Here is a 26,382-nt window from a genome sequence, read left to right as displayed (position 1 = left end):
AATAAAAAAAGCGGGCAAAGCCCACTTTCACGTACACCGGCAAATGCGGCGTATGTCATTTCCAAGCAAAGCTACTCACCTATTGCTCGGAGGTGTTAGCGCGGCCTGGAGCGGGCAACGGGGCTCGAACCCGCGACCCCAAGCTTGGGAAGCTTGTGCTCTGCCAACTGAGCTACACCCGCTCATCAGCTTACTACAGCCCCTAAAAATAACCCATCACATGTCAATTGTCAAGCAACAACAAAATGATGACCATTCTTCTTACTGACGGACACCCGAAAAACAGATGCCACTATAGTTGACACAAGGAATCATGCAACCCACCTTTGCTGCAATATTTTCTCAACCTGAACCGACAATTCTCCCATCCCTCACTTTTTTCATTCCATCCCTGTGGCCTCTATTACCGCGTTTACCAGCTCATAAATTTATTGTATAAGCAAAGATATGGAGATTATAACGACTCATATCAATGCAGATTTCGACAGCTTTGCCTCTATGATTGCGGCAAAAAAGCTCTACCCTGAAGCTGAACTGGTCTTTCCAGGTTCACAGGAAAAAAGGGTGCGGGATTACCTTGTTCAACAATTTCGTAACATCTACGCCTTTAAAAAAATAAAACATATACAACTGGCCAAGGTTAAGCGACTGATTATCGTCGACACCCGCCACGCAGAGCGTATCGGAGAACTTGCGACCTGTCTTGACAATCCCGGCATCGATATCCACCTCTACGATCATCACCCTAACTCGCCAACAGACATCAAAGGCAGCCTGGAAGTCATCGAAAATTTGGGATCCACTACAACTATCTTCACTAAACTTTTTCAAAAAAATGAAATAGTACCTACCCCTGAGGAAGCGACCCTGATGGCACTGGGTATATATCAGGATACGGGCAACTTCCTGCACTCCACCACACACCCTGAAGATTTGGTGGCAGCCTCCTGGCTCTTGCAGCACGAGGTCAACCTTGACGTAGTTAATCAATTTGTTTCAAGAGAGTTAAGCGCCCAGCAAGTAAAGTTTCTCGGTAAACTGCTCAAAAATGCCACCATCTATAACATCGGTTCGGTAAATGTGACCCTGACCAAGCTGATTCTCCCTGAATACATTGATGATTTTTCAAGCATTGTCCAGCGGATGGTGGTTATGGAAAACATTGATGTTTTGTTTGCCCTGATAAGTATGGGAGAACGTATTTATCTTATTGCCCGAAGCAGAATCCCTGAAGTCAATGTGGGCAATATTGCCCGCGCCTATGGTGGTGGAGGACACGCATCGGCAGCGTCGGCAACGGTCAAGGACATGACGCTTTATGAGGCAGAAGAAAAACTTGTCCACCTGCTTCATCGTCATATCCAGCCCAAAGCCATTGCCGGGGAGTTGATGTCATCGCCGGTTATAGCGGTTACCCCCGATGTAACCATTGATGAAGCAAACAAAATGATGACCCGTTACAACGTCACCGTTCTCCCTGTTGCCCAAAAAGGAGGCAACCCGGAAACAGGGGAAAGGCCATCTTGCTTCATGGGCATGATCTCCCGCATGGTTGCAGAAAAGGCTATTTTTCACAAACTGGGAAGTCTGACGGTATCAGATTACATGACCACAGAAGTGGCAACCCTGCCGGCAACTGCAACACTTGCAGATATCCAGGAACTGATAATCGAAAACAGACAACGGCTTATCCCCATAGTCAAAAGCGAAGAGGTAATGGGGGTTATCACCCGCACCGACCTGCTCAACCTTCTTATAAACGACCCATCCCACCTCCCGGCCGATCTCCTCCAGGAAGACAACAGACCTTCGGTCAAAAGAAGCCGTAACCTAAGCGGTACCATGACCCAAGTACTGCCTAAGAACATAGTTGTCCTCCTCCGGGACATAGGCGAGGCTGCCGCTCAAATGCAATGTAATGCCTATGTTGCAGGTGGCTTTGTCCGAGATCTGCTCCTGCACATAAATAACAATGATATAGATGTTGTTATCGAAGGCGATGGCATTCAGTTTGCCAAAGCCTATGCTGAAAAAAATAAAGCCTCGGTGCGCACCCATGAAAAATTTGCAACAGCAACTATCATTTTCCCTGACGATACCAGGGTCGACGTTGCCACCGCCCGCCTGGAATACTACGAATACCCGGCTGCTATGCCCACAGTAGAGCTGAGTTCGATTAAACTTGACCTCTATCGTCGAGACTTCACTATTAATGCGATGGCAATCCATCTTAACCCGGAACGCTTTGGCACACTTGCCGATTATTTCAGCAGCCAAACCGACCTCAAGGAAAGACGAATTCAAGTATTACACAATTTAAGTTTTGTTGAAGACCCGACCCGTATATTCAGAGCAATCAGGTTTGAAGGCCGCCTTGATTTCCAAATAACACGGCATACCGAAAAACTGATCAAAAACGCTGTAGACATGCATCTTTTTGATCGGTTTGAAGAGTCGCGTTTTTTCTATGAACTTAAGCTGATCCTTTCTGAAAACAATCCTTTACCGGCACTCAAACGACTGGCAAGCTTCAAACTGTTCCCCTTTCTCTGGCCGGACCTCCGCCCAAACCTTAAAATTGACAGGCGGTTTGTCCATTTCATCACCCAGGCAAGCCGATCCATATCCTGGTTCAAGCTCCTATACCTCCCGGAAAAACTAGAACCATGGATCGTGCACCTGTTGGCGATCATGAGTCGCTCCAGAACCAAAGAACTGGTAAATTTCTGTACACGGTTTGACCTGCCCATCAAGTTGCAGAAAAAACTAGTGCAGCAAAAAACAGATGTGGAACGTATTGCCAAGGATATGCTCAAGCGTCCCTATATGAAGCCAAGTGAAATTTACTGGCTGCTTGGCGATCTCGACAACGAAGGACTGCTCTACCTGATGACTATTGCCCGAAAAAAACATATCCAGCAGGCTGTATCCCTCTTCGTGACCACCTTGCGCAACGAAACACCGCTTATCAACGGCAACGAGCTAAAAGAGCTTGGTTATAAACCCGGCCCAGCCTTCCGTTCCATGCTCAACCACCTTATCGAAGTGCAGCTCGACGGACAGGTCACAACCCATGATCAGGCGCTGAGCTTCATCACATCGACCTATCCCGTCAACGATACCCGGCTCGTTTAATCAAAAGAATCAAAATGTCTCATGAGCATTTTATGCCATTCTGAAAAGGTAAGTAGTGTTAGTTTCATACCCTTATTGAGGTAGAGTTCTTGAATACCCGACAATTAAGTAGCGACCTCGGCTGCCCCTCAACTCTAACTGTTCAGTAGTCTTCCATATGCTCACGATCAGCCTGGACACCCATAGAAAAACTATGTTTTCTTGCCAGATTGTGGGCAGAGGTAAGCCCAGCCTTCGTGGGGTGCTACTGAACAATTACTAAAATTCTTTCTCGCTTTTTCCAGTTTTGCCCTTAAGGTGTTGCTTGCTTGATAGCGCCTCTCATGACTCTATTTTTTGAACATACCCACGACTTATTTTCCCATGCAGATAAACAACATTATACAACAGCTCATTATTCTCACGCCTCCCTTTCTGTTTGCCCTCACCTTACACGAATTGGCTCACGGTTACGTGGCCTATCACCTTGGTGATCCTACAGCAAAAAAAGCAGGCCGCCTGACCCTTAATCCATTAAAGCACCTTGACCCATTGGGTGTTTTAGCCTTTATCATAATGAAAATAGGCTGGGCAAAGCCTGTACCGGTAAACCCGAGTTACTTCCGCGACCCACAAAAAGGGATGATTTTGGTGGCACTGGCAGGTCCGGGAGCGAATGTTTTTCTTGCCATTACCAGCGCCATTCTTGCCAAGTTTTTTGTTATGCTGTCATTTATACCCATTTTCATCCTGCAGCCATTGGTGAGCATGCTGGTGGCATCTGTTTGGATTAATATCATGCTCGCGGTTTTCAACTGCCTCCCCATTCCCCCGCTCGACGGGTCCAAGGTACTGATGGGACTCCTGCCACCGTCAGCGGTTCGGACATATATTAAATTGGAGCCGTTTGGCTTTATCTTGCTTCTGGCCCTGTTTTATACCGGCATCATCCCCAAGCTGATCATGCCCATCATTCGTTTTTCAAATGATTTACTGCTCGGCTAACCAGCCCAACAGGTAACATCAAATCGCCTCGTCTTCACCTCGATCTGCGACTGTACCGCAGTGCACCAAATATTTATCAGCTAACCGATGAGCAGATAAGTTCCGACCTCGATACATCGGTATGGTGGGTGGGCAGATGGTGAAAAGTTGGCGTGCTGCTGAAGTTACGAGTCACACAACATTTTTCGCAACCAGCGCAGCTGATTGTGGTTGCCATTTAGGGACAGGATCACGTACATTAGCTGTATGCTTAATCTACAAAACACCCTGGTCGTCTCACTGGAACAGGCGGTTGCAGCACCCTACTGCTCAAACCGTCTGGCACAGGCTGGTGCACGCGTCATCAAGATTGAACGTGCGGAGGGAGATTTTGCCCGTGGCTATGACAGCACCGTGCATGGGGAGTCGGCATATTTTATCTGGCTCAACCAGGGCAAAGAATCATTGGTACTCAACATCAAGGACAGTGAAGATGCCATGCTCCTGCACCGCATCCTCGCCGGCGCCGACGTGTTCCTCCAGAATCTTGCCCCAGGTGCAATCGCCCGTGCCGGATTTGGCAGCGAGGAGCTGGTCAAGCTGTATCCCAAGCTAATCTGCTGTGATATTTCGGGCTATGGCGACAGTGGCGAATATCGAAGCATGAAGGCTTACGATTTGTTGGTGCAATGCGAATCAGGTATGGCTTCGATTACAGGGACACCCGATGCCCCAGGACGGGTCGGCGTTTCAGCCTGCGACATCAATTGCGGCCAACAGGCATACAGCGCAATTCTCGAAGCATTGATCGAACGTGAGCATAGCAACAAAGGCTGCATTATCAAGCTATCACTCTTTGACAGCATGGCGGAATGGATGGCAGTGCCGCTCCTGCATTACGACTATACCGGCATAATACAAAAACGAGTCGGCATCAGTCATGCCACCATATCCCCCTATGGTGCCTACACTTGCGGCGATGGAGCGGTTATCGTTATCGCCATCCAAAACGAGCGTGAATGGCTGACATTTTGCAGCGATGTACTTGGCGATCCATCCCTACAAAAAAATCCAAAACTGCAATCCAACCAGCTGCGAGTGGCAAATCGTTCCTACATGGACCAGCTGATAAACCAGGTATTTTCCGGCCTGAGCCAATCTCAGGTGATAGAAAGGCTGCAACAGGGAAAAATCGCTTACGGCAAACTCAACGACATCTCTGGATTATCAAACCACCCTCAGCTTCGACGAATATCAATCGACACGCCGTCGGGCAAAGCCGATGTCGTCGCACCTGCGGCAATCCATTCAAACAAAAAACACGTGCTGCAAAAAGTGCCCGCACTTGGCGAGCACAGTGATTTGATTCGCAGACAGTTCTCAAAGTGATTCACGCTCCTGGTTACTTCACATTACCTCCTTTTCGCCTTTTATATCACGCCGCCCTCACAGCCTACTGCGTCAGTGCACGAGACCAGCAACCTCACCGAGATAATAGTCATAATCACCTTCATAAATACGCATTTCGCCATGATCAATCTCAAAGACTCTGTTTACCAGCGAACGCAAAAAGTGACGATCATGACTGACGAGCAGGATGGTCCCCTCAAACGCTTTTAGCGCATTGAGCAACACTCCCCGCGAAAGAATATCGAGATGGTTGGTCGGTTCGTCCAGAACCAAAAAATTCAATGGCCGGGCAAGCAGCTTGGCAATAACGACCCTACTTTTCTCTCCGCCGGAAAGAGTGCTGATCCTTTTATCAATATCATCTCCCTGGAACAAAAAGGCGGCACACAAATTACGGATGACACCGATATTTTCCAGCGGCAGCACCTCCTGGACGGCTTCAAAAACCGTATGATCGGGATGAAGAGTATCCATCGAATGCTGGCTAAAATAACCAATGCTAACCCCCGCACCCATAACCACCTCGCCTGCAGAAGCCTCTGCCCTGCCGGTGATTACTTTTAACAACGTAGATTTCCCGGCACCGTTCACACCTACCAGGGCTATTTTTTCAAGCCGCCTAATGGTCCCGTTGAGCCCGCTGAAGACCGGTTTGACGCTACCTTCTGCTGTCTGCCATTCTTTACCGAGATTTTTAAGGTGAAGCACATCTTCACCACTTCTGTGCGGAACAGGAAAATTAAACTTCATAACTTTCTGTTCCGGCGGCAGTACTATACGTTCAATTTTTTCCAATTTTTTTATACGTGACTGGACCTGAGCAGCATGGGAGACACGGGCGGCAAACTTGGCTATAAACTCCTCTTCCTTGGCAAGCATTTCCTGCTGACGGCGATAACTAGCCACTAACTGCTCTCGACGAATTTCACATTCACGCTGGTAAAAATCGTAGTCCCCATTGTAGGTGGTTGCCTGACCATTGGCAATTTCGATAACTCGGGAGACGATCCGGTTCATGAAATCTCGATCATGGCAGGTCATCAACAACGCTCCTTTGTACTCGCTTGCCAGCCATTCCTCGAGCCAGAGAATCGATTCAATATCAAGATGGTTTGTCGGCTCATCCAGCAGCAGCACATCCGGATTGATGATGAGTATCTTTGCTAGAGCGATACGCATCTTCCAGCCGCCACTGTATGTTTCCACGGGCAGCGAGAATTCCTGTTCAGAAAAACCCAGCCCGCTCAGAATCGCCTTGGAACGTGAATCAAGATCATACCCACCACGATGTTCGAAGATGTCGGTTACTTTCCCATAGGTTTCAAGCAGGTCTGCAAGCACAGCATCATCCATCGGTTCACTCATCTGTGCTTCCATTTCCCGCATCTGACGCCCTAGCTCAACCACCTCTCCTGCTGCCGACATGACCTCCTCTAAAACCGATCGCCCCGCCATCTCGCCAACATCTTGCGAGAAATAGCCAACAACCGTCTTTTTCGAACAGGAAATGTCACCCTTATCCGGTTCTTCCTCTCCGGTAATAAGACGAAAAACAGAAGTCTTGCCTGCACCGTTCGGCCCGACAAGACCGTTACGGCTCTGGGGAAGCACCTGAAGGCTTGCATCTTGAAACAAGACATGAGAACCGTACTGCTTATATATGTTGTTTAAATGTATCATGGAACAATTGTTTTCACTGTTTTACCGAAAAAAAATGGTGCGGAACGTAGCATAGCGCAACAGGGTTCGCAAGCACAATACGACCTTACGTTAAAGAAGCGGTGGATGATTACAAGCCACTTTAAGATGGAACACGAAGCGTTCCATCTTAAAGCTTAAACACCTTAGTCCTCTTCGTATTATACGTAACAAACCATCCACCACATCCTGGTTACCCGCCTCGAAGCACCTAAATTCATTTTACGAGGGAATAGGGAAGCTGGTTTACAGGACATCGATTTCTACCTATAAATACGAGATCGGCATCGGCAGCATTCCCACTAGTGGCTCGAACATCAAATTGGACAGTGGCACCCGTTGGAACCTCGAAATCAATTCCATCGAACCAAGGCCTCGACATTTGTGCAGCAAATATAATCTCTTGAGAATTGGAGGTGTCAAGAGTATCATTGGGCTCAAGGTTGACAGGAATTACACTGCTAAAAGGCATATCTGAAACTATGCTGCCAGTATACCTTTGCCACCCACTGGATCCGGCTATAGCTCTCAAGTGCCAGACAACACCCTCATTCCACAGAAAAACTCCATCCTCTGTTGCTGCATCATAAATTGGCTCTCCATACGGATCACAATTGCTCGACGTCCCTACCATGATCGTCTGGTTGGCCGTGTTGGTGGAACCATCGTTGTCGGTAACAGTGAGGACAACGTTGTAGGTGCCGGGAGTGTTGTATGTGTGGTTAGAGGTTAAGCCGCTGCCTGTACCGTCGCCATAGTTCCATGCATAGGATACGATCGAACCATCAGGGTCGTATGCAGCAGAAGCGTCAAAGTGCACCTCCAGCGGCTCTTCGCCCAAAGTTGGGTCGACCGTAAACATAGCCACTGGCGGCGTGTTAGAGTCTGATAAAAGCTGGTAGGGGAGTTGGTCTACAGTGCATCGATTTCCACCGATAAAGACAAGATCGGCAGCATTCCCACTCGTCGCTTCAACATTAAAAAAGACAGTGGCCCCAGCTTGAACCTCGATATCAAGCCCGTCGTACCAAGGCGACCCCATATTTATATTAAATTCAATTAGTTGCGAATCAGGGGTGTCCACACTATCTCCCCATTGCTCAAGGCTGACAGGGGTTACACTAACAAAATCCATATCTGCAACTATGCTGCCAGAATACCTTTGCCCCCCACTGGATCCTGCTATAGCCCTTAAGTGCCAAACATTACCTTCTTTCCACAGAAAAACTCCATCCTCTGTTGCTGCATCATAATTTGGCTCTCCATACGGAATACAGACTGGTTCTAGTTCGTTTACAGTGACGGTTACGGTTGCGGTACCCGTGCCGTCGGTGTAGTCATCAATGATATAGTCAAAGGTGTCTGTACCTGAAAAACTTGCCGGTGGCGTGTAGTCGATAAAATCATCGTTTGGATCACTCGGCGAGCCGTTATCGTTGATAATGGCTATACCGCCCTCACTGGTTGGGTTATCCACTGCAGTAATGGTCAGAGTATCACCGTTTGGATCGTAGTCGTTAACTAGGACGTCCACAGCCGTCGCGGTATCCATATCCGTACTGACACTATCAGCCCCTGCCACTGGCGGTTGAGGGCCACCCGAAGATTCCACAACCCGGAGGACTTGATCAGCTGAGATATTTTCTATTACCTGAACAATCCCACTTGGCCAATGTACTTCTAAGCGCTGTATGGTTGAATTATGCCCAAGACCAAAGTGAATGCGCGTATGATTTTGTGAATCCTTGTGCACACCGCCTGCTTGCTCACGCAACTGGGTCTTATCCCCTGCGGTCACAAACACGCGTGCACCAATACCGTCTCTGTTGGAAGTCGTTCCAACTAAATCGATTTCAATCCAGTGATTACTGTTTCCGTTATTTTTAAAGAGTTGAATAGGCCCTAAATGATCAAACGGCGACGGATACTTCCCATTGGTAACGAACAAATCCAGAAATCCATCACGGTTATAGTCCGCAGCGATTACGTGATCCCCTGCTCCCAGTGAGGTCCCAGCCGCTCCTCCTGTGTCAGTGACTTCTGTAAAAGCACCTGTCCCGTCATTTTCAAATAGAATATTAGGTGTATTTAAAACCTTTAATGAATTCACCACATAAATGTCTATGTCCATATCGTTGTCAAAGTCACCCGCTACAACACTCCTTCCTCTTAAATGCTTGTTGATTCCACTCTGTTGCGCTGGCATCTCTTTCAGCTGGGCACCATCATGGATATAGAGAGTATCTATAGCCGGTTGTGGCCTATTAAAATTCAAAAGGTCATAATCTGTAATTGGATTATCGGTTTCGACTATAAATCTACTCTCAAAACTTTGGTCAACAGATCTTGAAGATACAATTCGCCACTCATTTGCGCCCTTGTCAAAGCCGACATAAACACCATTATCAACGCCTGGTTGATGTGAGGCCATACCAGATACTCTTGGATCTTTAGGGTCTAACTCTATATAAACAGGGATTCGAGGCCAAAATCCCCATATTCTTGGGTCATCGGGAGAGATGTCAGCTGAAAATATTTCAAAAGGGAGACCCGACGAACCGACATAGATAGGGTAGTTTTGAAATGCATTCGGCAGCGAAAACAAAATTCTCACCCTACCATTGGATTTAAATGTTATTCCTTTCTCACACCCACAGTTATTGGTAATAATAGCTGCTGCCACGTTATGGGATGTTACGTTTACCTGATCCCCCCCCCCGCTCCTTGATAAATAAAGATCCTGACGAAGGTCCCCGTTGAAATCTGCGAAAGCAGCGTCACTTGCATATCCTGTGTCCGATGGAAATATTTGATTACGATGCTCGGTGAAAGGAATGGTCGCCATGCTGTACACATAACGAGGAAACCCTGCTCCACCATCATACGTTATAATATCCAAAACCCCATCACCCGTAAGATCCGCCAACATGCTAAAAAGAGCACCATGATCCTCAAATCCTACCAGAGAATTTACTTTATCAAAAAAACCAGTTTGCTTATCCTGTTGAAACAAGGCAGCAAACTCAAGGTATGGGGGAACGATCCCATTTAGATATACATCTAAGAGGCCATCATTATCGAAATCCAGCCACAATGGCATGCGCCCTCGATTTTCAGTAAATGAGACGCCGTATGCTTCAGCGCTTTCGTAGAGAATTCCATTATCGTTTACAAAAAAAAGGTTGGAATCTCTAGATGTGCCGCCATTGACCAGTATATCTTGATCTCCATCGTTATCAAAATCGGCCCACCCAGCACCATGTGTATCAACATTTGGAGATGGCTTTTGATTCCAAATACTATCAGAAATCTCGTCAAATGTTCCATCCCCCATATTTAGATAGAGGCTCGGCTCTTTCGACTGATGATTGGTAACCCAAATATCTGGCCACCCATCCCCATTATAGTCGGCCCATTGCGCACCCCAGGTGGGGCCGGTATAAGTTAAACCTGCTTCCTGTGTACTTTCAGTAAAGCTTATCTCAGCTCGGGCCGGAAAAATGAGGGTTGCTGATATTATGAATACAAAAAAACCTATGAGCAATGGATTGCGATAATAAACAGAGTTCTTCAGAAAAAAAAACAAAGAAGTATCGACTCTTTTTTGAAAATAATTCACTTTTAATATCAACATATTCTCTTCCTAAAGACCTCCATTAAGATTAATTGGTAAGGCTTATGTATTATCAGGCTAAGGCGTACTTAGATTCATGAAATAACATTATTTCAAATTAAAGAGCTCAATCCTCCTGTAGGTAAAAGGTCTGAATATGTTCTCAACATCTCTATCTATTGATATCTATCTATTGATTGGATGCCTTGGGTAGGCAATATGCCCACTTCTTTCTTGCAGGATCACACTGCAGAATGCATTTTGTGCATATTATGCGATTTGATCAATCAATAGCGCTACATGTTGTGCTACCACGTGACACAGAAAGTATCAATCATAGGTGGGCCTCCTGTTCCGAGTTGGTATGGTAGACGAAATGTCGTCAAGACAGGGACGGTAACTATCACCTAACATTTCCAAAGAACTACTTCTTTTTCCATGCAACAGCCTTGCCACAATGTGGTACAAAAATTTTATTGATATTACAAAACTTTACATTTTTACGGTAGGTTACAGATACCCGCTCGCTACTCTTTTTTACGATTATTAGGAAAAAAAATTCGAATATGCGGAAAACGCAGTGCAGGTCACATTCGTTACGATGTTGACATATCACGCTCTTCAGCAATACTCCGACTTTGCTAGACAGACATTTTTCTTTTGCTTTTTTTGCAAGTTCTTTTCTTTGAGAAGGCAATTTTGTCTGCGAAACCTGTTCAGTTAAACGTTTTTTTCTTCCTCCACAGGGCAGATTAATGCCGGGTCAAAGAAGTAATTGATTTGCTCTATGACTGACAAGGACAACGAGATAGAAAACGAGACGCTTTTTAGCGTTTACCCATCTTAAGGTCGACACTCCCAGACCTTCACTGTGCAACAGGGCCATAGGGGGGATAGAGCCTGTGTGCCGTTATCAAATTTGTTGCAGGAGGGGTTTATAGGGCGACAGCTATATCTACCCGACTTTCGCAGTTCGGCCTCTGGTTTCATTATTTTCACTCTGGCTGGGGAGTGTAACCTCTTGAAGTTACGTTAGCAAAAAGCCAAAATGACTTGCAGTGTCGACCTAGGGAGGGAATGGACAAAGGTTACTTTCACCTTCATTTTACTGCTCGTAACTGCAAGTGATTAGGATATTGACCCTTTTAAGATGAAAAAACAGAACGCACACTCTACGGGGCAGCACCGCTGTTAGGGAGTCGAGATAATGGTTGGTAGCAATGTACTTTTACCCCCGACACTTTTCAGGTAAAGATAGAGATGATAAATGACAACTTTGAACAGCTCAGCATAAGCCAACTGTCAATTCGCCCAGTTCTCCTTAATCCACTGTATCGTATCCTTTTGATTACTTATTTCTTCCGGAAGCTGATCATGGATCATTTTTTCTATTTTTTCTCCAAAGCTGTTCACATCCCATGCTAGATGGTTGGTCAGATGGTTGATAATATAGAGCGTTTGCCACCCTTCTTTTCTATTAAAGGTGGAAGTATCTGGTATCCCGGAAATCTTGGGATCGTCTTTTTCGTAGTGGGACCACTTATATTCATAAACAAGGTCATCTTTTGTAAAAGTTTCCATAACTACCTCTCATAAAGTAGAAAATACAAAAAAATAAAGCTGGTAGCTTATGGTTACTTTAAACACCAAGTCATCAATGTCTCAAAATTATTACCCAGCTCACCGATTAGTCGACATTGGGTACCCTGCGCTTAAGTGGGAATGGGTGGAAAAAGAGAGGAAAAGAAAAGGCGCGAGTCCTGTATTATCAATGGCTAAATAATAAGTTGGAAAAACCTGCGACTCAACCTTTTCCAGACCGGCCAAGTCGCAGTTACTTCAAAAACATCGTCAAAAGGTCCCCAAAAAACCTCTTCCGGATCAATCGATCGGCATGAACTACAGAGATCGTATCCGATTTCAGGTAAATCGACGGGCAGAGAGAAACTGCGGTCTCCCCAGGTTTTGGTTACTTGTGCCAGTAATTAAATGTCACGTGCATTCCTTCTGCTTCAGCTGTGCGATAAATCTCGGCATCTGCTGCGCTTAAAGCGTCTATCTGTTCCGGAGTCAGCAACAAGGCTTGTTTCTCCTCTTTCACGTCCCAACTATCGGACTCAAAAAAACGCAACGCAGTGTCTCTGGCGCCTTGTATATCGGTTGCAAACACCCACACATGAACGATTGCCCTGGAAACATTTGCCCCCTATAGGTTTCCAGGCTGTGGTTCGACTTCAAACATAAGGTAATACGGATTCAAACGAGACCTCATATGTAAAAAATATAATCTTCACCCTCTGCATACACCAAGGGCATTGCAATTGACGCTACGTATATCTTATCAGGGAGCGGGTAATTAATCAGTAAAAGTTAATTTGTTGGTTTTACCTACGCTGACAGGATACCGGTTAGAGAGAGATTCAATGCAATGAGCATTTTTTAAAGAATTATGGCTGACATGCGGAAGGGATGTTGGAATGTTCGCTTCTCAGCCCTGTTCTTTTTGACGTGCAAGGCTGCCGAGGTAGGAGCTCATGTCACCACAGCCTCCCAGGGACCATCCACCATCGACTGGCAGGACCACGCCGCTGATATAGCTGCTCAGGCCCGAACCCAAAAAAAGACACGCTTGGCCGATATCCTCCGGTGATCCCATGCGTCGGAGGGGCACCGATTCGACCACCCGTTTCCGTACCAATTCGTTGGGCGCAAGCCGCAACATCCCCTCGGTGCCGTCAATGGGGCCGGGAACGATAGAGTTTACCCGAACACCCTCACCCCCCCACTCCAATGCCAGAGTGCGGGTTATCATGTCTACTCCAGCTTTGGCAGAACAGACATGGGCCTGAGCTTCCATCGGTAAAAAGGCCTGCGGCGCCGAAATGTTTATGACGCTGGCACCAGGCCTTTTCAGGTAGGAAAAACAGGCTTTCATCACATGAAAGGTCCCAATCAGATCGATTTCAACCACGCTCCGGAAGGCATTGGCAGACATACCGTTGACAGTAGCAGGAAAATTACCAGCCGCACCAGAGACGAGCACATCGAAAATGCCAAAGGCCTCATGGACTGTTGCCAGCCCCCCTTCAATAGCAGCCAGGTCGCGAACATCCGCTGAAAACCCCATGGTCTCAGCACCCAGTGCCTTCAAAGAAGCTACCGTGTCCTGCACCTTGTCGTCTGAGCGGCTGGCAACAGCAATTCGGGCTCCGTGTCGGGCAAACACCTCGGCAACGCCCCGGTTGATACCGCTGGTTCCGCCGATCACCACCACCGTCTTGTTGCTGAAATCAATCGTCAGGCTCATTGCTCCCCCACACTCTCTATTCGAAGCTACACATCAGGATAATGTTTTTTTAAACATTCAGGACATATGCTGTGGCTGATATCTGCTTCGGAATATTTGTTTATATACACATCAACCTGCTCCCAATAGCCTTGATCGTCTCTGATTTTTTTACAAAAAGAGCATAAAGGTAATATGCCCCTTAAGGTCTTGATCTCAGCTAATGAATCTTGAAGCCTTTGAATAAGCTCTTCCCGCTCTTTTTTTGCCTTTTTTCTCTTGCTGATGTCACGGCAGATACAAAATATTAACTTCTTTCCCCTGTAAACTGCACCATTGCTACTGAGTTCTACATCTATGAGCCTGCCATCTTTGCGACGGTGTTATGTCTCAAAGTGATGACCAGATCATTGACCGTTTCGGCCAATTCCAATATTTGCTCCTTCTTTAACTGAGCATCCCAGTCCCATGGGTGCAGCTGGTACACTTCTGCCCTCGAATAACCAAGCATATCAGCAAATCGATTATTCGCCTCATAGACATTGGCGTTTTGATCCAGGACAACGATAGCATCCCTTGATTCCTCTATCAGAAGACGTCGCCAATTTATTTCATCCTTGAGCAACATTTCTGTTTTTTTAAATTCGAGTTAAAATTTTTCCAGCTCAAGAACTCTCTTTTCCAACTCTTCATAGGTCTGCTTTTCAGACATTATTACTCACCTGTCTAAATAAAAGCATAACGAATAGGGCCTTTAAATAGGTCAAGGTTGCCCCCTAACTGTCCATTAAGCTATCGCTTCATACGGCTGTTAGTGTCCAACCTGAAAAAGAAAAAGGGTCGAAAAGGGGTCAGATTTTTATTTGACTCATTTACACAACATCCCTGGAAGTATATTTTTCTAACGGCAAGCTCTTTCCACTTTACCTGGACAGAACCATCTCTTTTCAGTCCTTTCAACTTGCATCCTAAAGACGGACGGCCCTAGGCAAAAACAACTAACACTATATATAAAGCCCCCTGTGCAAATCCTATGCAGGATAAACCATGGAGTAGCCCTCACTCTTGATCCAAAATAACAGCACATTACACGCTATTACCGGTATACAGTATTTACAAGGTGCGGTTTGGTGATTTTGCGGACGAAATCCTCCGGCGGACCGTGGTGAACCAAGGTACTGTTTCAAACAATTGCGACTCTGCTTTTGCCAGCCCCCCTACAGTGCTTCACATAACCAGCAGGACGCCCTGCCCCACTACCCGGAGAAACAATCAAGGCGATCCTTTGCAAAATTAGATTACTCAGTTTTTTTACCACCTCGCTTGTCGTTCCAGATCAGATGCACTCTGCCCCCTGGAGATCGAGCGAAAAGCAATTGATCAAGACAGCCTATATCCGTATCAGGACAATCGAGAGGATGGTCAAAAGTATTCCCACTAGTCCGGCAGGGCGTACCTTCTCATGATAGATAAGGGCTGACAGTATAATGGCGATCACGAAATGCATCCCCACAATGGCTGCAATAAGGGAAAGAGGACCACGTTCCAGGGCATAGAGGAAGGCATAAAACCCGGTAAAATTAAACCCGCCCATGACCATGCCCAAACCCAATGCCGGCCAGCGGGATGTTGTTGTTTTGTGGTGGGTAACGACTTTGTTTATGGCCAGAGAGCCGATCACACCCATCAGGTAGGACAAGGCCATGAAGGCAAGTTTGTCCGTATACACGGCGGCAAACTTGGATGAAATGCTTGCCGCGGAACCGCTTAAAAGTGCGAGAATGATAAACACTGCTCCCTGTCGCTTGCGTTGCAGGGGTGTGGTGTTGTCTGCCCCCATCTGGATCGTGAGCACTACCATGGCGGCAATAGCGGTTAGCAGACCGATACCCTGGAGCAAGGAAATGTGTTCTTTGAAGTAGACAATGGAAAAAACAGCCACCACTATCACATTGAGGCGAATGATGCTGTAGGCGATGTTGGCCGGGATATACTTGAGCGCTTCTATGTGCGAAACAGTAGCCACCAGAAAAGAGATGCTATTGATCAGGGCAATCGTCGCGAGCACACCTATATTGACTGCATGGTGCTGTTGGAAAAGGTATGTTCCGCCACTCAACAAAGTAACCGTAGCCATGAAGGCAAAGGTTACCCACTGGGTGGGATAGTTCCTTTCGGCTGCGACTTTATAAAAAAACCGCTGGATGCCCATCAGCAGTAATGCAAGCAAAGCTGGGAAATACCAGGAGTCCATTTATGTCCCTTTAGGAGTTGCCTTGAAATTGAACAAGAGTACGATATTCTCCGACTTGTTTACGGATAGCCACGTTGGTTTATGTGTGTGTTCCGGATCTGAGTAACTGGTGTGGATAAAGAATACCTTACATAGACAATGAAGTGAAGTAAGGTTTGTTTTTCTGCATTTACCGAGTTCATGGTAGTATATATCCGTGGGCATCCTGTTATCGCCCTCATCAATTCATTTCTGGAAAGTACTCTCAACCGGATGAACCATTATCTATCTTACCCTAACATCTTAAAGGTGGGAAACGTATCCATGTCGGAAAATTCAGTTTATCTATCTGCTCCTGTGAACGCCCTGGTAGAAGGAATCTATGAAGAGGACATACCGCTCAGTAATGTCCTGCTCCATGGCGATTTCGGCATCGGCACCTTTGATGATCTTAATGGCGAGATGGTCATCCTTGACGGATGCTGTTACCAGATACTTGCCGATGGAAAGGTGAAGCGAGCACCTGAAGAGGCAAAGACGCCCTTTGCGGCAGTCACCTTTTTTTCTGCTGAAACTACCTGTACGATATCTGCAAGATTAGCACATGATGTGTTCATGAAAAAGCTCAGTAGTTTTTTGCCTTCGCCGAATATGCTGTATGCAATAAAAATAGCAGGGAAATTTCATCAGATGCAAACTCGATCGATCCCTAAACAGAGCAACCACTCTCCGCTGGTCGAGATAGCTGCGCAACAGGTGACATCCGAATTCAATGATATAAACGGTGTTCTGGTTGGGTTTTACACCCCAGACTTTATGGCATCGCTCAACGTTGCCGGCCTGCACCTCCACTTTCTTACAGAGGACACCAAACACGGTGGCCATATGCTTCGTTGTATTCCGGAAGAGGTCTCGGTAGAGGTGCAACTGATCCATAAGCTGGAGCTTGCCCTGCCAATGACCAAAGATTACATGGAGTGGGATTTCCACAGGGATATTGGTGCGGATTTAAAAAAAGTAGAGTGACTATTCAACAGCACACCACAGAGTCTATGCTTACCCGGAGTCTACGCTTACCCGGAGTCTACGCTTACCTATTCATTGCTGAAGACTTCGAACCTGACACCGACTGCTCTGGCGAGCAACTTCGGTTTGAGCGTTGGTGAAAAATTACAGATTAATGGCCAGAGCTATTGGAAACAACATTTCCAGCCTATTTATCTCAATTCGAGGACTAGCAATGAATTTCCCCCGACTGATGGTTTGCTTAACCTGTATAGCACTTCTCGTCAGCTGCGCAGATAGCCGGCATAGTCATCGGACTGCAAAAAATATCGATCCGGCTTCACGTCCTGAATCTACAAAAAAAGTTGCCACAAGTCTCTCTGCAAATCCGTATTTTATTCAAGTTTCGGATGTGCACCTCGATTCGAAAGCCACAACTACAAACTATGGTCACGATACAGGGACAGAGCTATGGACCAAGACCATAGTTAAATTGACAGAAATTATCCGACAAAAGCCGGCACCAAAATTTATTATCTACACAGGTGACCTGCCAGCACATTACGATTGCGTTACCACCTGTTTTATTCCACCTGACCAGCGTAAGACGCACCACAAGAATATTGCTCAAGTTCTAACTGATCTGCGAAAGCTAGCAGAGGACACTGGAATCCCACTGCTTTTCACCCCCGGCAATAACGATTCTTTAGCCGGAGATTATTGTTCATATGCCGATGAAAATAACAAAACACCATTAAGCCTTGCACCAGACCCTGAAAATGCATATCCGGCTTTAAACAGTATGCGGACCTGCGGCAACGCTCCCTGTATCGTATCCAATCCTCATCCTCAAATGGGTTATTACTCAGCTCGGCCAATAGAGGGTTTACGAGTAATCACACTTAATTCTATTATTCTTGGGCATAGATATCACCAGGTTGATGGCGTGGAGCAAGTGGATGCCGGCAATACCCAAATGAGTTGGTTAAGTACTGAACTTGTCGCAGCCAGGCTAAGTGGAGAGAAAGTCCTTATAATCATGCATATTCCGCCGGGGAAAAATGCTTATGCTGTGGCTCATAACAGAACACCGACACAGATGTGGGCCCAATTACCTTTGCCCAACAATAACTGGATGCACCAATTCTTAACCCTGATGAAACAGTACCAGTCTGAAATCACGGGTATTTTATATGGACATACCCATATGGATGAAGTACGTCGACTGTATGATGTTGACGGCGTAAACATTACCGAGGTGGCTGTTTCCGCTCCAGGTGTTTCACCTCAGCACAATAATAATCCGGGCTTCAAAATCTATTGGTACAGCTATAGCACGAAGGAATTACTGGACTTTGAAACATATTACACGACACCTGCAGCACTTTCATGGGGAAAACAAAGCTATCGCTTTTCAACCATATTCGGGTGTGATGCAAACAGTACTCTTTACCAATGCTTATCTGATGCGAGCCTGGCAGATGTAAATGCAGCCATGGATACAATATTTACGGTTATGCATGGAGCACCGGCGTATAAAACGTTGAGTGGGATTGAAGTGAAAGCGGAGTGAGTTGAAAGATAAACAAGATCCGTTAAACTACCACCGATGAACCAAGGTAAAAATGCCCGCCCATATCTCATGAACGGGCATTTTTGATTTACTCCTCTATGGCTAAACCGCCACCAAGGACTTTGTATAAGTTGATCTGGTTAACCAGTTTTTGCCTGTGGATTTCAATGGCCCCTTGCTGGGCTGTAAAGAGACTGCGTTGCGCAACAAGGACATTAAGGTAGTTGTCAATGCCTTGACGGTAGCGATTCATAGAGAGGTCATAGGAGTCCTGTGTTGCTGCCACAAGCATTCTTTGAGCCTCAAGCTGTTTACCCAGAGTCTCGCGAGCGGCAAGTTCATCTGCTACCTCACGAAAGGCTGTTTGTACTGTTTGTTCATAGGCTGTTACTGCAAGCTCTTGATCTACCTTAGCTACTTCCAAGGTTGCCTTATTCTGCCCAGCATTAAAAAGAGGCAACAAAAAAGAGGGGCCAAAGGTCCAACCACCGCCGTCAAAGAGGTCACCAAGATTGCCGCTTGCAAAACCAAGCTGCCCAGTGAGAGTTATGCGCGGATAAAAATTAGCACGTGCTGCACCAATATTTGCACCTGCTCCCCGAAGAGTATATTCGGCTTGTTTGATATCAGGTCGTTTCAAGAGTACTTGTGAGGGCAAGCCAATAGGTATGTCCGACAACAGGGCTATACTGCCCAGATTATCTTTCAGTGGAATCTCATTAACATTGTGCACACCCAATAAAAGAACAAGGGCATTCTTATCAAGTTGTACTAACCGGCCAAAGCGAATCATGTCGGTGCGAGCAGTTTCTACAGAAATACGGACTTGGGCTATGTCAAGCTTTGTTGAAAGGCCAAAATCATAACTTTTCTTAATAAGATCATAGCTTTTATTTTGCGCGGATAAGGTCTCTTGAGCCAGTTGCAGATTTTCCATATCGGTCACTAATTGCAGGTAGGACGCCGCAATCTGAGAGATAAGGGAGATGGTAAGGCTCTGCTGCGCTGATTTTGTGGCCAAATAGCTATTTAATGCAACCTCGCTTAAGTTCTTAATACGTCCGAAAAAATCGAGTTCATAAGAGGGTACCCCCAGACCAACCTGGTAGATTTCTGTGGTTGTCTCGCCCTCGAAATCCCCTTGCAGGTCTGCATCAGCACCCACATTTATTTTGGGAAAACGCTCTGCTCTTTCAATATCGTAGGTTGCGCGGGCTCTTTCAATGTTGAGAATTGCGGTTCGTAAATCTTTGTTATTTTCAAGACCTAACGAAATAACGGTTTGCAGTTCTTGTGATTGAAAAAAATCTTTCCAGGGAATTTCACTCGCGAGCTGGGTTTTGGTGCCTTCCTGTTGTCCAAGGTCCACTATTTCATCCCAAGATGGGGATACCATGTCCTGAGGTTGTTTGTACTCAGGTGCAAGGGCACATGATGTGAGTAAGGTGCATCCCAAAAATAAAGTGAGATATTGTTTTTTCATCTATTTACCTTCCTCGATCAGCTGAGCAGTTTCAGAGTTTTCTTTGCTACGAAAGTGAGATATTTTTTCAAACAGAACAAAATAGAGCGGCACAAAAAATATTGCCACAAATGTTGCAGAGAGCATGCCGCCAATAACTGCAATACCAATGGCATTCTGAGAAGCGGAGCCGGCCCCGGTGGACTTGGCAAGGGGAAGCACACCAAGAATAAATGCCATGGAGGTCATGATGATTGGACGAAACCGCAATTTTGCAGCGGTGGTGGCAGCCTCAAAAAGATCAGTACCGCCGTCAAAAAGCTCTTTTGCAAACTCAACAATGAGAATGGCATTCTTTGCGCATAACCCCACAGTGGTGAGAAGCGCCACCTGGAAGTAAATATCGTTACTCAGTCCAAACACAGAGGTAGCAACAACTGATCCGACAACACCTAAAGGTACAACAAACAGCACGGAGAAGGGGATTGCCCAACTTTCATACAGCGCCGCAAGACTCAGGAAAATAATGATGAGAGAAATTGCATAGAGAGCATTGGCTTGAGATCCCGTAAGTTTTTCCTCATAAGAGAGGCCGGTCCAGGCATAATTAATTCCAGCGGGCAGGGTCGCGGCAATTTTCTCCATCTCTGCCATGGCTTCACCGGTACTCACGCCTGGAGCTGGGGCTCCCTGGATATTCATCGACGAGCTACCGTTAAATCTTTCAAGACGAGGGGAGCCATAGGTCCAATGCGCATTGACTATGCTGGAAAAAGGAACCATCTCGCCGAGGGTATTTTTCACATACCATTTATTTATATCAGCAGGCTGCATACGATAGATGGCGTCACCCTGGACATATACTTTTTTGACACGACCACGATCAATGAAGTCGTTTACATAGCTCGAGCCCCATGCCGTGTTCAAGGTGGAGTTGATTTCACTGATAGAAACCCCGAGGGCTCGTGCTTTTTCCATATCCACATCGAGTTGGTACTGGGGGACATCGCTGAGTCCATTGGGACGTACACCAACAAGTTTCGGATTCCGGCCGGCCGCCCCCAAAAGTTGATTTCGCGCAGCCATAAGTTGTTCATGGCCTAGCCCTGTCTGATCAATAAGTTGAAAATCGAAACCGGAAGCATTGCCAAGAGCAATGATAGGTGGCGGGTAGAAGGCGAAAATAAGTGCATCTTTGTAAGGAGCCATAGCCCCCATAATACGACCAGCAATGGCTTCCATGGATTGATCTGGATTTTTACGACTATCCCAGTCTTTCAACATAATAAAACCGATACCGGTGTTTTGCCCATTACCTGCAAAGGAGAATCCGGTTACGGTCAAAAACTCTTCAACATTGCTGTCTTCATTTTCAATTAAATAGTTTTCAAGGAATTTCACTGCTTCCACGGTTCTTTCCGCGGATGCACCAGCCGGGGTGGAGACCATAGCAAAAAGCACACCCTGATCCTCATCCGGAAGAAACCCGGTCGGGATCTTTTGGAACATAAAGAAAAGCCCTGCACAGATGAGCCCGTAGACGACAAGAGATCTCTTCATTCTCTTCGTCATAAAGCCTGTAGAAGTTTGGAAACCATCTCGGAATTTATTGAAGTATCTATTAAAAAAACCAAAAAAACCGGTTGTTTTTTCCGCATGCCCCTTTTTCACTGGTTTGAGCAGGGTTACACAAAGAGTTGGTGTAAAAATAATTGCGGTCAAAACAGACAGCGTCATCGCAGAAACAATCGTAATGGAAAATTGCCTGTAGATTGCACCGGCCGAGCCGCTGAAGAACGCCATCGGTATGAATACCGCAGAAATGACCATGGCAATCCCCACCAGAGCCCCAGTAATCTGATCCATGGATTTTCTGGTTGCTTCCAGTGGTGAGAGCCCCTCCTCACTCATGACGCGTTCAACATTTTCCACCACAACGATAGCATCATCAACCAGCAAGCCGATAGCAAGTACCACTGCGAACATGGTCAGGGTGTTGATGGTAAAACCGAAGACATTCAAAATGGCAAAGGTACCAAGAAGTACAACCGGTATAGCCAGCGTTGGAATGAGTGTTGCGCGAAAATTCTGCAAAAACAGAAACATGACAAAAAAGACCAGGATAATGGCTTCAATCAGGGTATGGAATACACTCTCAATGGAGATTTCAATAAACGGAGTGGCGTCGTATGGAAAACTATACTCAACACCTTCGGGTAAAAACTCTGCAAGCTCAGCAAGTTTAGCTTTTACACGTTGTGCCGTTTCAAGGGCATTTGCACCAGTGGCAAGGCTGATTCCCATACCGCTGGAAGGCTTGGTATCTTGGCGGACGATGGTGGAAAAATTCTCTTCTCCCAGTGCAACCGTGGCTACATCACGAAGGCGCACCTGAGAACCATCCGTATTAACACGGAGAAGTATATTTTCAAATTCCTCTGTATTTTTGAGACGGGACTGCGCAAGAACGGTAGCGTTGATTTCCTGGCCTTTCACTGCCGGCAGACCTCCAATTTGCCCTGCAGAGACATCAATATTTTGTTCACTGATAGCCTGGACGACTTCATTGGTTGTAAGCTGAAAGCTGTAGAGTTTACTGGGGTCAAGCCAAATACGCATGGCATAAGGAGAACCGAAAACCTGCACACTCCCCACACCGGGTATACGAGACACAGTATCTTCAATATCAGATGATAAAATATCAGAGAGGTGTCCCTGGGTCATCTCACCATCTGTGGCGTAAAAGGAGGCTACAAAAAGAAAGCTAGCCGATGATTTTTCCACAACAACCCCTTGCGCCTGTACTGAAGCGGGAAGAAGAGGCATTGCCGTTTGCACCTTATTCTGCACCTGCACTTGTGCAATATCGGGATCCGCTGCCGGCTCGAAGGTGACAGTGATAGTTACCTGGCCGGATGAATCGCTGGTTGATGAGAAGTAACGGAGGTTATCTATACCGGTCAAGCTCTGCTCAATGACCTGAGTAACACTGTTCTCAACAGTCTCGGCAGAAGCTCCGGGGTAGAAGGCAGCTATAGAAACCTGTGGTGGAGCAACGACTGCAGGGTATTGCTCAATGGGCATGAATTTAATTGTAAGAGCGCCGGCCAGCATGGTCAGGATAGCAAGCACCCACGCAAAAACTGGTCGATCAATAAAAAAACGAGACATATTTTGTCCTTTTCTATGGTTTAATACCTGGTGAGCTTAAAAAGGCATCTTTCCTATTTTTTATCTTCTGCAGCAGGGGTAACAACAACCGGTGCATTTGGACGAAGTTTCTGAAACCCTTCCGTAATTACGGTATCACCTATCTTGAGTCCTTTAGTGACAATCCAATTATTTTCGTGAATCTCCTTGGCAACAATGGGTACCAGTTGGGCGGTATCTTTATCATCAATAATCCAAGCGTTCATTTGTCCTCCAGGGCCGATAATTCCTGCTTTTTGTGGAATAAGAAGAGCGTCAACTGTATCAAGAAGCAGGGTTGCGCGAACGAAGAGACCCGGGAACAGGATCTGATCAGGGTTGGGGAAAATGGCTCGGAGTTCAACGCTGGAGGTTGTAGGATTAACTGTTACTTCAGAGAACTGGAATTGTCCCTGGTGTTCATAGGTAAATCCATCACCCAAGTCCAAGGTAACCATTACTTTATCTGTATTTTTTGACTTCTCCCGTAGGCTGAGAACCTTTTTCCGTGATTCCTGCATATCAACATAGATAGGATCAAGCTGAGTCACCTTGGCAAGGAGAGTTGATTGATTCGCGGTGACAAGCGCACCTTCAGTGAAAGTTGACTTGCCGATTTGACCGCTAATGGGAGAATAGACTTTGGTGTAGTTAAGATCAATCTCAGCAGACTCGATAGCCGCTTTCGCAATGGCGACAGAAGCCTTCGCGTCAAGCAGAGCAGCTTTGGCATCATCATAGTCTTGTTCACTGACCACACTCACTTTAAGCGACTCACGATAGCGGGCCTCCTTGGCAGCTACGGAGGCAAGGTTGGCTTCAGCACGCAGCAAATCTGCCTTGACCTTATTATACACAGCCTGGTAAGGGGCTGGGTTAATTTGATAAAGCTGTTGACCTTGCTCCACCATGCTGCCCTCTGTGAAAAGTCGTTCCGTTATAATACCGGTAACCTGCGGTCGTATCTCTGCGACCTTATAGGCCACAGAGCGACCGGGAAGGTGCTGCTTCAACTGGATTGTTGTTGTTTTAAGCGTTATCGCAGAAACGGGAACAGCACGCGGGGTTTGTTGCTGAGCTTGCTCAGCAGCTTTTGCGACAAAACTTGGCTGAAGAGTGGCGACAAGAGTAATGGCGACAGTGAAAATACGTAAAATAGTCTTTGTCTTCATGATAAATTTCCAGATGTTTATAGGTAAAACAACACGTCTTTTTTATTAATTATGGGCAAAAGCATATACTTAAGCCCTATTTCTTCTAATGCAACGCACTCACCACAAGGTAAAATTTGATTCATTGCTTTATTCGCAGGCAAAAATGATGATGAGCAGTTTAACCAGGGACACGGAAAAATCATTTTTGGCTATTGTCTATGATTTTCCGCAAAGTCGTTTTTAAAATTTTTAGCTCTTCATGATCAATCCCCTGTCCACATTCATTGAGATTATCTTGGGCCAGGACAATCAGCTTTTCATACATGTCTTGCCCTTGTTCAGTGAGATAGACAAGCTTAGATCGGCCATCTTTTTGATCGGGTTTTCGAATAACAAACCCTCTCTTTTCAAGATTTGTGATTAGTTTAAAAGCCGCAACCTTGCTTATTTCGAATTTATCAGCAATACTTTGCTGTGACATACCCTCCTGCCTAGAAAGAAGAACAAGCATTCCATACTTTTCCGGACTTATATCATATCCTGCCTGTAAAAATTTGTGATGCAGTCTTTCACGCACCCTTTTTGCCGCAACAACTAAAAAAAAAGTATAAGAATTGAAGGGGTCATAGCGCATTTGTGCTCTCCGTTAAAAAATAGTTAACCTGTTAACCATAACTTTATCCTCATGTCAATAAAATATCACTGGAACAGAGCCGTTCTATTGGACAAAACCGGAGCACATTTCGATCAAACAAAAACCAGTCCCTGAAACCTTCAACACTTATTTTAAAATTTTCACTGTCTCCTCATCCTGCTACAACTGCACAAAACCTGCTTGACCGATGCTTCTGAAGAGAAGTAGATAATGAAAAAACCAAAGAGGTTTTATGCATTATCATTACAGCTGTGCATCACAACAGACAATACCAGGAGTCAGCCAAGGAGAAATAGCTTGAATGTAGAACAAAAATATCTGGGAAATGTCGGAACGCTTGTTGTTCTTGCACTTATCAGTGCCTTTCCGCCTCTTTCAACCGATCTCTATCTTCCGGCTCTTCCCCACATGATAGAAACATTGCATACATCTCAGTCCCAGGTAAACCTGACACTGAGCGCTTTTTTTATATTTTTTGCGGGAGGACTCTTGTTTTGGGGGCCGTTAAGTGAAAAATACGGGCGCAAGCCTGTTTTAACGATAGGCTTGTTTATCTATATTGCGGCCAGTATTCTGTGCGCCTATGCTCCCAACGTGGGCCGGCTTATTGGCTGGAGGATACTGCAGGCGTTTGGTGGAAGTGCGGCAACCGCAGTTGCCACCGCCATGGTTAAAGACATGTATGATGGACGAGAACGGGAACAGGTGATGGCAATTTTAATGTCAATGGTTGTTATAGCTCCAATAGTGGCTCCTGTCATTGGAGCTGTTGTGCTGAAATACACATCGTGGAGAGCCGTTTTTCTGATTCTTGGTGGATTTGGAATAGTGGCTATGCTTGCGGCCTCTCTCCTGCAGGAGACTTTGGAAAAACGGTATACAGGAATTATGTTGCGAGATTAATTATGTTGTGTCTTTTCTTCTCTGTTTGCTTTTCTTCCCTCTTTTTGTAGTTGGCATTTTTTATCTCTTCTTCCTCCCTTTTCTTTGGATTTCCTTCTTTTTC

18 protein-coding genes and 1 tRNA gene are annotated in these 26,382 nt (G+C 46.0%); 6 read left to right on the top strand and 13 right to left on the bottom strand.

Annotated features, from left to right (window positions below):
• Positions 1-106: 106 nt before the first annotated feature.
• Positions 107-182, bottom strand: a tRNA-Gly gene (locus JWH17_RS04760).
• A gap of 265 nt (positions 183-447) precedes the next feature.
• On the opposite strand from JWH17_RS04760, the gene JWH17_RS04755 reads away from it, so the two are divergent.
• The 3 genes from JWH17_RS04755 (at position 448) to JWH17_RS04745 (ending at position 5,487) form a co-directional block, all read left to right on the top strand.
• Positions 448-3,135, top strand: coding sequence for a CBS domain-containing protein (locus JWH17_RS04755; RefSeq protein WP_205221435.1), 2,688 nt, complete (start codon positions 448-450; stop codon positions 3,133-3,135).
• A 363-nt stretch (positions 3,136-3,498) separates the two neighbouring features.
• A complete protein-coding gene (locus tag JWH17_RS04750; protein ID WP_205221434.1) occupies positions 3,499-4,119 on the top strand; it encodes a site-2 protease family protein in 621 nt (206 codons plus the stop codon).
• A 246-nt stretch (positions 4,120-4,365) separates the two neighbouring features.
• Positions 4,366-5,487 carry a CaiB/BaiF CoA transferase family protein gene (locus JWH17_RS04745; protein ID WP_205221433.1) on the top strand — a complete coding sequence of 374 codons (1,122 nt, stop codon included), beginning with the start codon at positions 4,366-4,368 and terminating at the stop codon, positions 5,485-5,487.
• A gap of 72 nt (positions 5,488-5,559) precedes the next feature.
• On the opposite strand, the gene JWH17_RS04740 is transcribed toward JWH17_RS04745, so the two are convergent.
• The 8 genes from JWH17_RS04740 to JWH17_RS04705 all read right to left on the bottom strand — a co-directional run bounded on the left by JWH17_RS04740 (position 5,560) and on the right by JWH17_RS04705 (position 16,359).
• Positions 5,560-7,188 (bottom strand): ABC-F family ATP-binding cassette domain-containing protein, encoded by a 1,629-nt coding sequence (locus tag JWH17_RS04740; protein WP_205221432.1) that lies wholly within the window; start codon positions 7,186-7,188, stop codon positions 5,560-5,562.
• Between the two features lie 235 nt (positions 7,189-7,423).
• The gene (locus JWH17_RS04735; protein ID WP_205221431.1) at positions 7,424-10,840 is read right to left on the bottom strand and encodes an FG-GAP-like repeat-containing protein; all 3,417 of its coding nucleotides are present in this window, start codon (positions 10,838-10,840) and stop codon (positions 7,424-7,426) included.
• A 1,281-nt stretch (positions 10,841-12,121) separates the two neighbouring features.
• Entirely contained in the window at positions 12,122-12,400 is a 279-nt protein-coding gene (locus tag JWH17_RS04730) for a hypothetical protein (RefSeq protein WP_205221430.1), read from the bottom strand.
• Positions 12,401-12,788: 388 nt separating this feature from the next.
• Complete coding sequence (locus JWH17_RS04725) at positions 12,789-12,995, bottom strand: hypothetical protein (protein WP_205221429.1); 207 nt, start codon at positions 12,993-12,995, stop codon at positions 12,789-12,791.
• A gap of 312 nt (positions 12,996-13,307) precedes the next feature.
• On the bottom strand, positions 13,308-14,126 hold the full coding sequence (locus tag JWH17_RS04720) for an SDR family oxidoreductase (RefSeq protein WP_205221428.1): 819 nt from the start codon (positions 14,124-14,126) through the stop codon (positions 13,308-13,310).
• A gap of 26 nt (positions 14,127-14,152) precedes the next feature.
• Positions 14,153-14,464, bottom strand: coding sequence for a hypothetical protein (locus JWH17_RS24540; protein WP_205221534.1), 312 nt, complete (start codon positions 14,462-14,464; stop codon positions 14,153-14,155).
• Entirely contained in the window at positions 14,461-14,733 is a 273-nt protein-coding gene (locus JWH17_RS04710) for a PAS domain S-box protein (protein ID WP_205221427.1), read from the bottom strand. Before JWH17_RS04710 ends, JWH17_RS24540 begins: the two co-directional genes overlap by 4 nt.
• A gap of 762 nt (positions 14,734-15,495) precedes the next feature.
• A complete protein-coding gene (locus tag JWH17_RS04705; RefSeq protein WP_205221426.1) occupies positions 15,496-16,359 on the bottom strand; it encodes a DMT family transporter in 864 nt (287 codons plus the stop codon).
• Between the two features lie 303 nt (positions 16,360-16,662).
• Between JWH17_RS04705 and budA the strand changes: the two genes are divergently transcribed.
• Both budA and JWH17_RS04695 read left to right on the top strand, forming a co-directional pair.
• On the top strand, positions 16,663-17,364 hold the full coding sequence (gene budA, locus JWH17_RS04700) for an acetolactate decarboxylase (RefSeq protein ID WP_205221425.1): 702 nt from the start codon (positions 16,663-16,665) through the stop codon (positions 17,362-17,364).
• 214 nt (positions 17,365-17,578) lie between these two features.
• A complete protein-coding gene (locus JWH17_RS04695; protein ID WP_205221424.1) occupies positions 17,579-18,916 on the top strand; it encodes a metallophosphoesterase in 1,338 nt (445 codons plus the stop codon).
• An 88-nt stretch (positions 18,917-19,004) separates the two neighbouring features.
• Here JWH17_RS04695 and JWH17_RS04690 read toward each other — a convergent pair whose 3' ends face one another.
• The 4 genes from JWH17_RS04690 to JWH17_RS24015 form a co-directional block, all read right to left on the bottom strand.
• Positions 19,005-20,399, bottom strand: coding sequence for an efflux transporter outer membrane subunit (locus tag JWH17_RS04690; RefSeq protein WP_205221423.1), 1,395 nt, complete (start codon positions 20,397-20,399; stop codon positions 19,005-19,007).
• Complete coding sequence (locus JWH17_RS04685) at positions 20,400-23,549, bottom strand: efflux RND transporter permease subunit (protein WP_205221422.1); 3,150 nt, start codon at positions 23,547-23,549, stop codon at positions 20,400-20,402.
• 53 nt (positions 23,550-23,602) lie between these two features.
• The gene (locus JWH17_RS04680) at positions 23,603-24,739 is read right to left on the bottom strand and encodes an efflux RND transporter periplasmic adaptor subunit (RefSeq protein ID WP_205221421.1); all 1,137 of its coding nucleotides are present in this window, start codon (positions 24,737-24,739) and stop codon (positions 23,603-23,605) included.
• 181 nt (positions 24,740-24,920) lie between these two features.
• Complete coding sequence (locus JWH17_RS24015; RefSeq protein WP_205221420.1) at positions 24,921-25,298, bottom strand: MarR family winged helix-turn-helix transcriptional regulator; 378 nt, start codon at positions 25,296-25,298, stop codon at positions 24,921-24,923.
• 375 nt (positions 25,299-25,673) lie between these two features.
• On the opposite strand from JWH17_RS24015, the gene JWH17_RS04670 reads away from it, so the two are divergent.
• On the top strand, positions 25,674-26,279 hold the full coding sequence (locus tag JWH17_RS04670; RefSeq protein WP_205221419.1) for an MFS transporter: 606 nt from the start codon (positions 25,674-25,676) through the stop codon (positions 26,277-26,279).
• The last annotated feature ends 103 nt before the right edge of the window (positions 26,280-26,382 follow it).

This window comes from Desulfogranum marinum (assembly GCF_016918565.1).
Classification (GTDB): Bacteria; Desulfobacterota; Desulfobulbia; order Desulfobulbales; family Desulfobulbaceae; genus Desulfogranum; species Desulfogranum marinum.
The sequence above is the reverse complement of the archived record's forward strand: the minus strand, read 5'-3'. Positions and strand labels throughout refer to the sequence as shown.

Bases quoted from the DNA above. Each gene is read 5' to 3' on its own strand.
- JWH17_RS04695 (WP_205221424.1), top strand. From the start codon at position 17,579: ATGAATTTCCCCCGACTGATGGTTTGCTTAACCTGTATAGCACTTCTC.
- JWH17_RS04750 (WP_205221434.1), top strand. From the start codon at position 3,499: ATGCAGATAAACAACATTATACAACAGCTCATTATTCTCACGCCTCCC.
- JWH17_RS04690 (WP_205221423.1), bottom strand. From the start codon at position 20,399: ATGAAAAAACAATATCTCACTTTATTTTTGGGATGCACCTTACTCACA.
- JWH17_RS04730 (WP_205221430.1), bottom strand. From the start codon at position 12,400: ATGGAAACTTTTACAAAAGATGACCTTGTTTATGAATATAAGTGGTCC.
- JWH17_RS04685 (WP_205221422.1), bottom strand. From the start codon at position 23,549: ATGTCTCGTTTTTTTATTGATCGACCAGTTTTTGCGTGGGTGCTTGCT.
- budA (WP_205221425.1), top strand. From the start codon at position 16,663: ATGTCGGAAAATTCAGTTTATCTATCTGCTCCTGTGAACGCCCTGGTA.
- JWH17_RS04720 (WP_205221428.1), bottom strand. From the start codon at position 14,126: ATGAGCCTGACGATTGATTTCAGCAACAAGACGGTGGTGGTGATCGGC.
- JWH17_RS04705 (WP_205221426.1), bottom strand. From the start codon at position 16,359: ATGGACTCCTGGTATTTCCCAGCTTTGCTTGCATTACTGCTGATGGGC.
- JWH17_RS04680 (WP_205221421.1), bottom strand. From the start codon at position 24,739: ATGAAGACAAAGACTATTTTACGTATTTTCACTGTCGCCATTACTCTT.
- JWH17_RS04745 (WP_205221433.1), top strand. From the start codon at position 4,366: ATGCTTAATCTACAAAACACCCTGGTCGTCTCACTGGAACAGGCGGTT.
- JWH17_RS04710 (WP_205221427.1), bottom strand. From the start codon at position 14,733: ATGTTGCTCAAGGATGAAATAAATTGGCGACGTCTTCTGATAGAGGAA.
- JWH17_RS04735 (WP_205221431.1), bottom strand. From the start codon at position 10,840: ATGTTGATATTAAAAGTGAATTATTTTCAAAAAAGAGTCGATACTTCT.
- JWH17_RS04755 (WP_205221435.1), top strand. From the start codon at position 448: ATGGAGATTATAACGACTCATATCAATGCAGATTTCGACAGCTTTGCC.
- JWH17_RS04740 (WP_205221432.1), bottom strand. From the start codon at position 7,188: ATGATACATTTAAACAACATATATAAGCAGTACGGTTCTCATGTCTTG.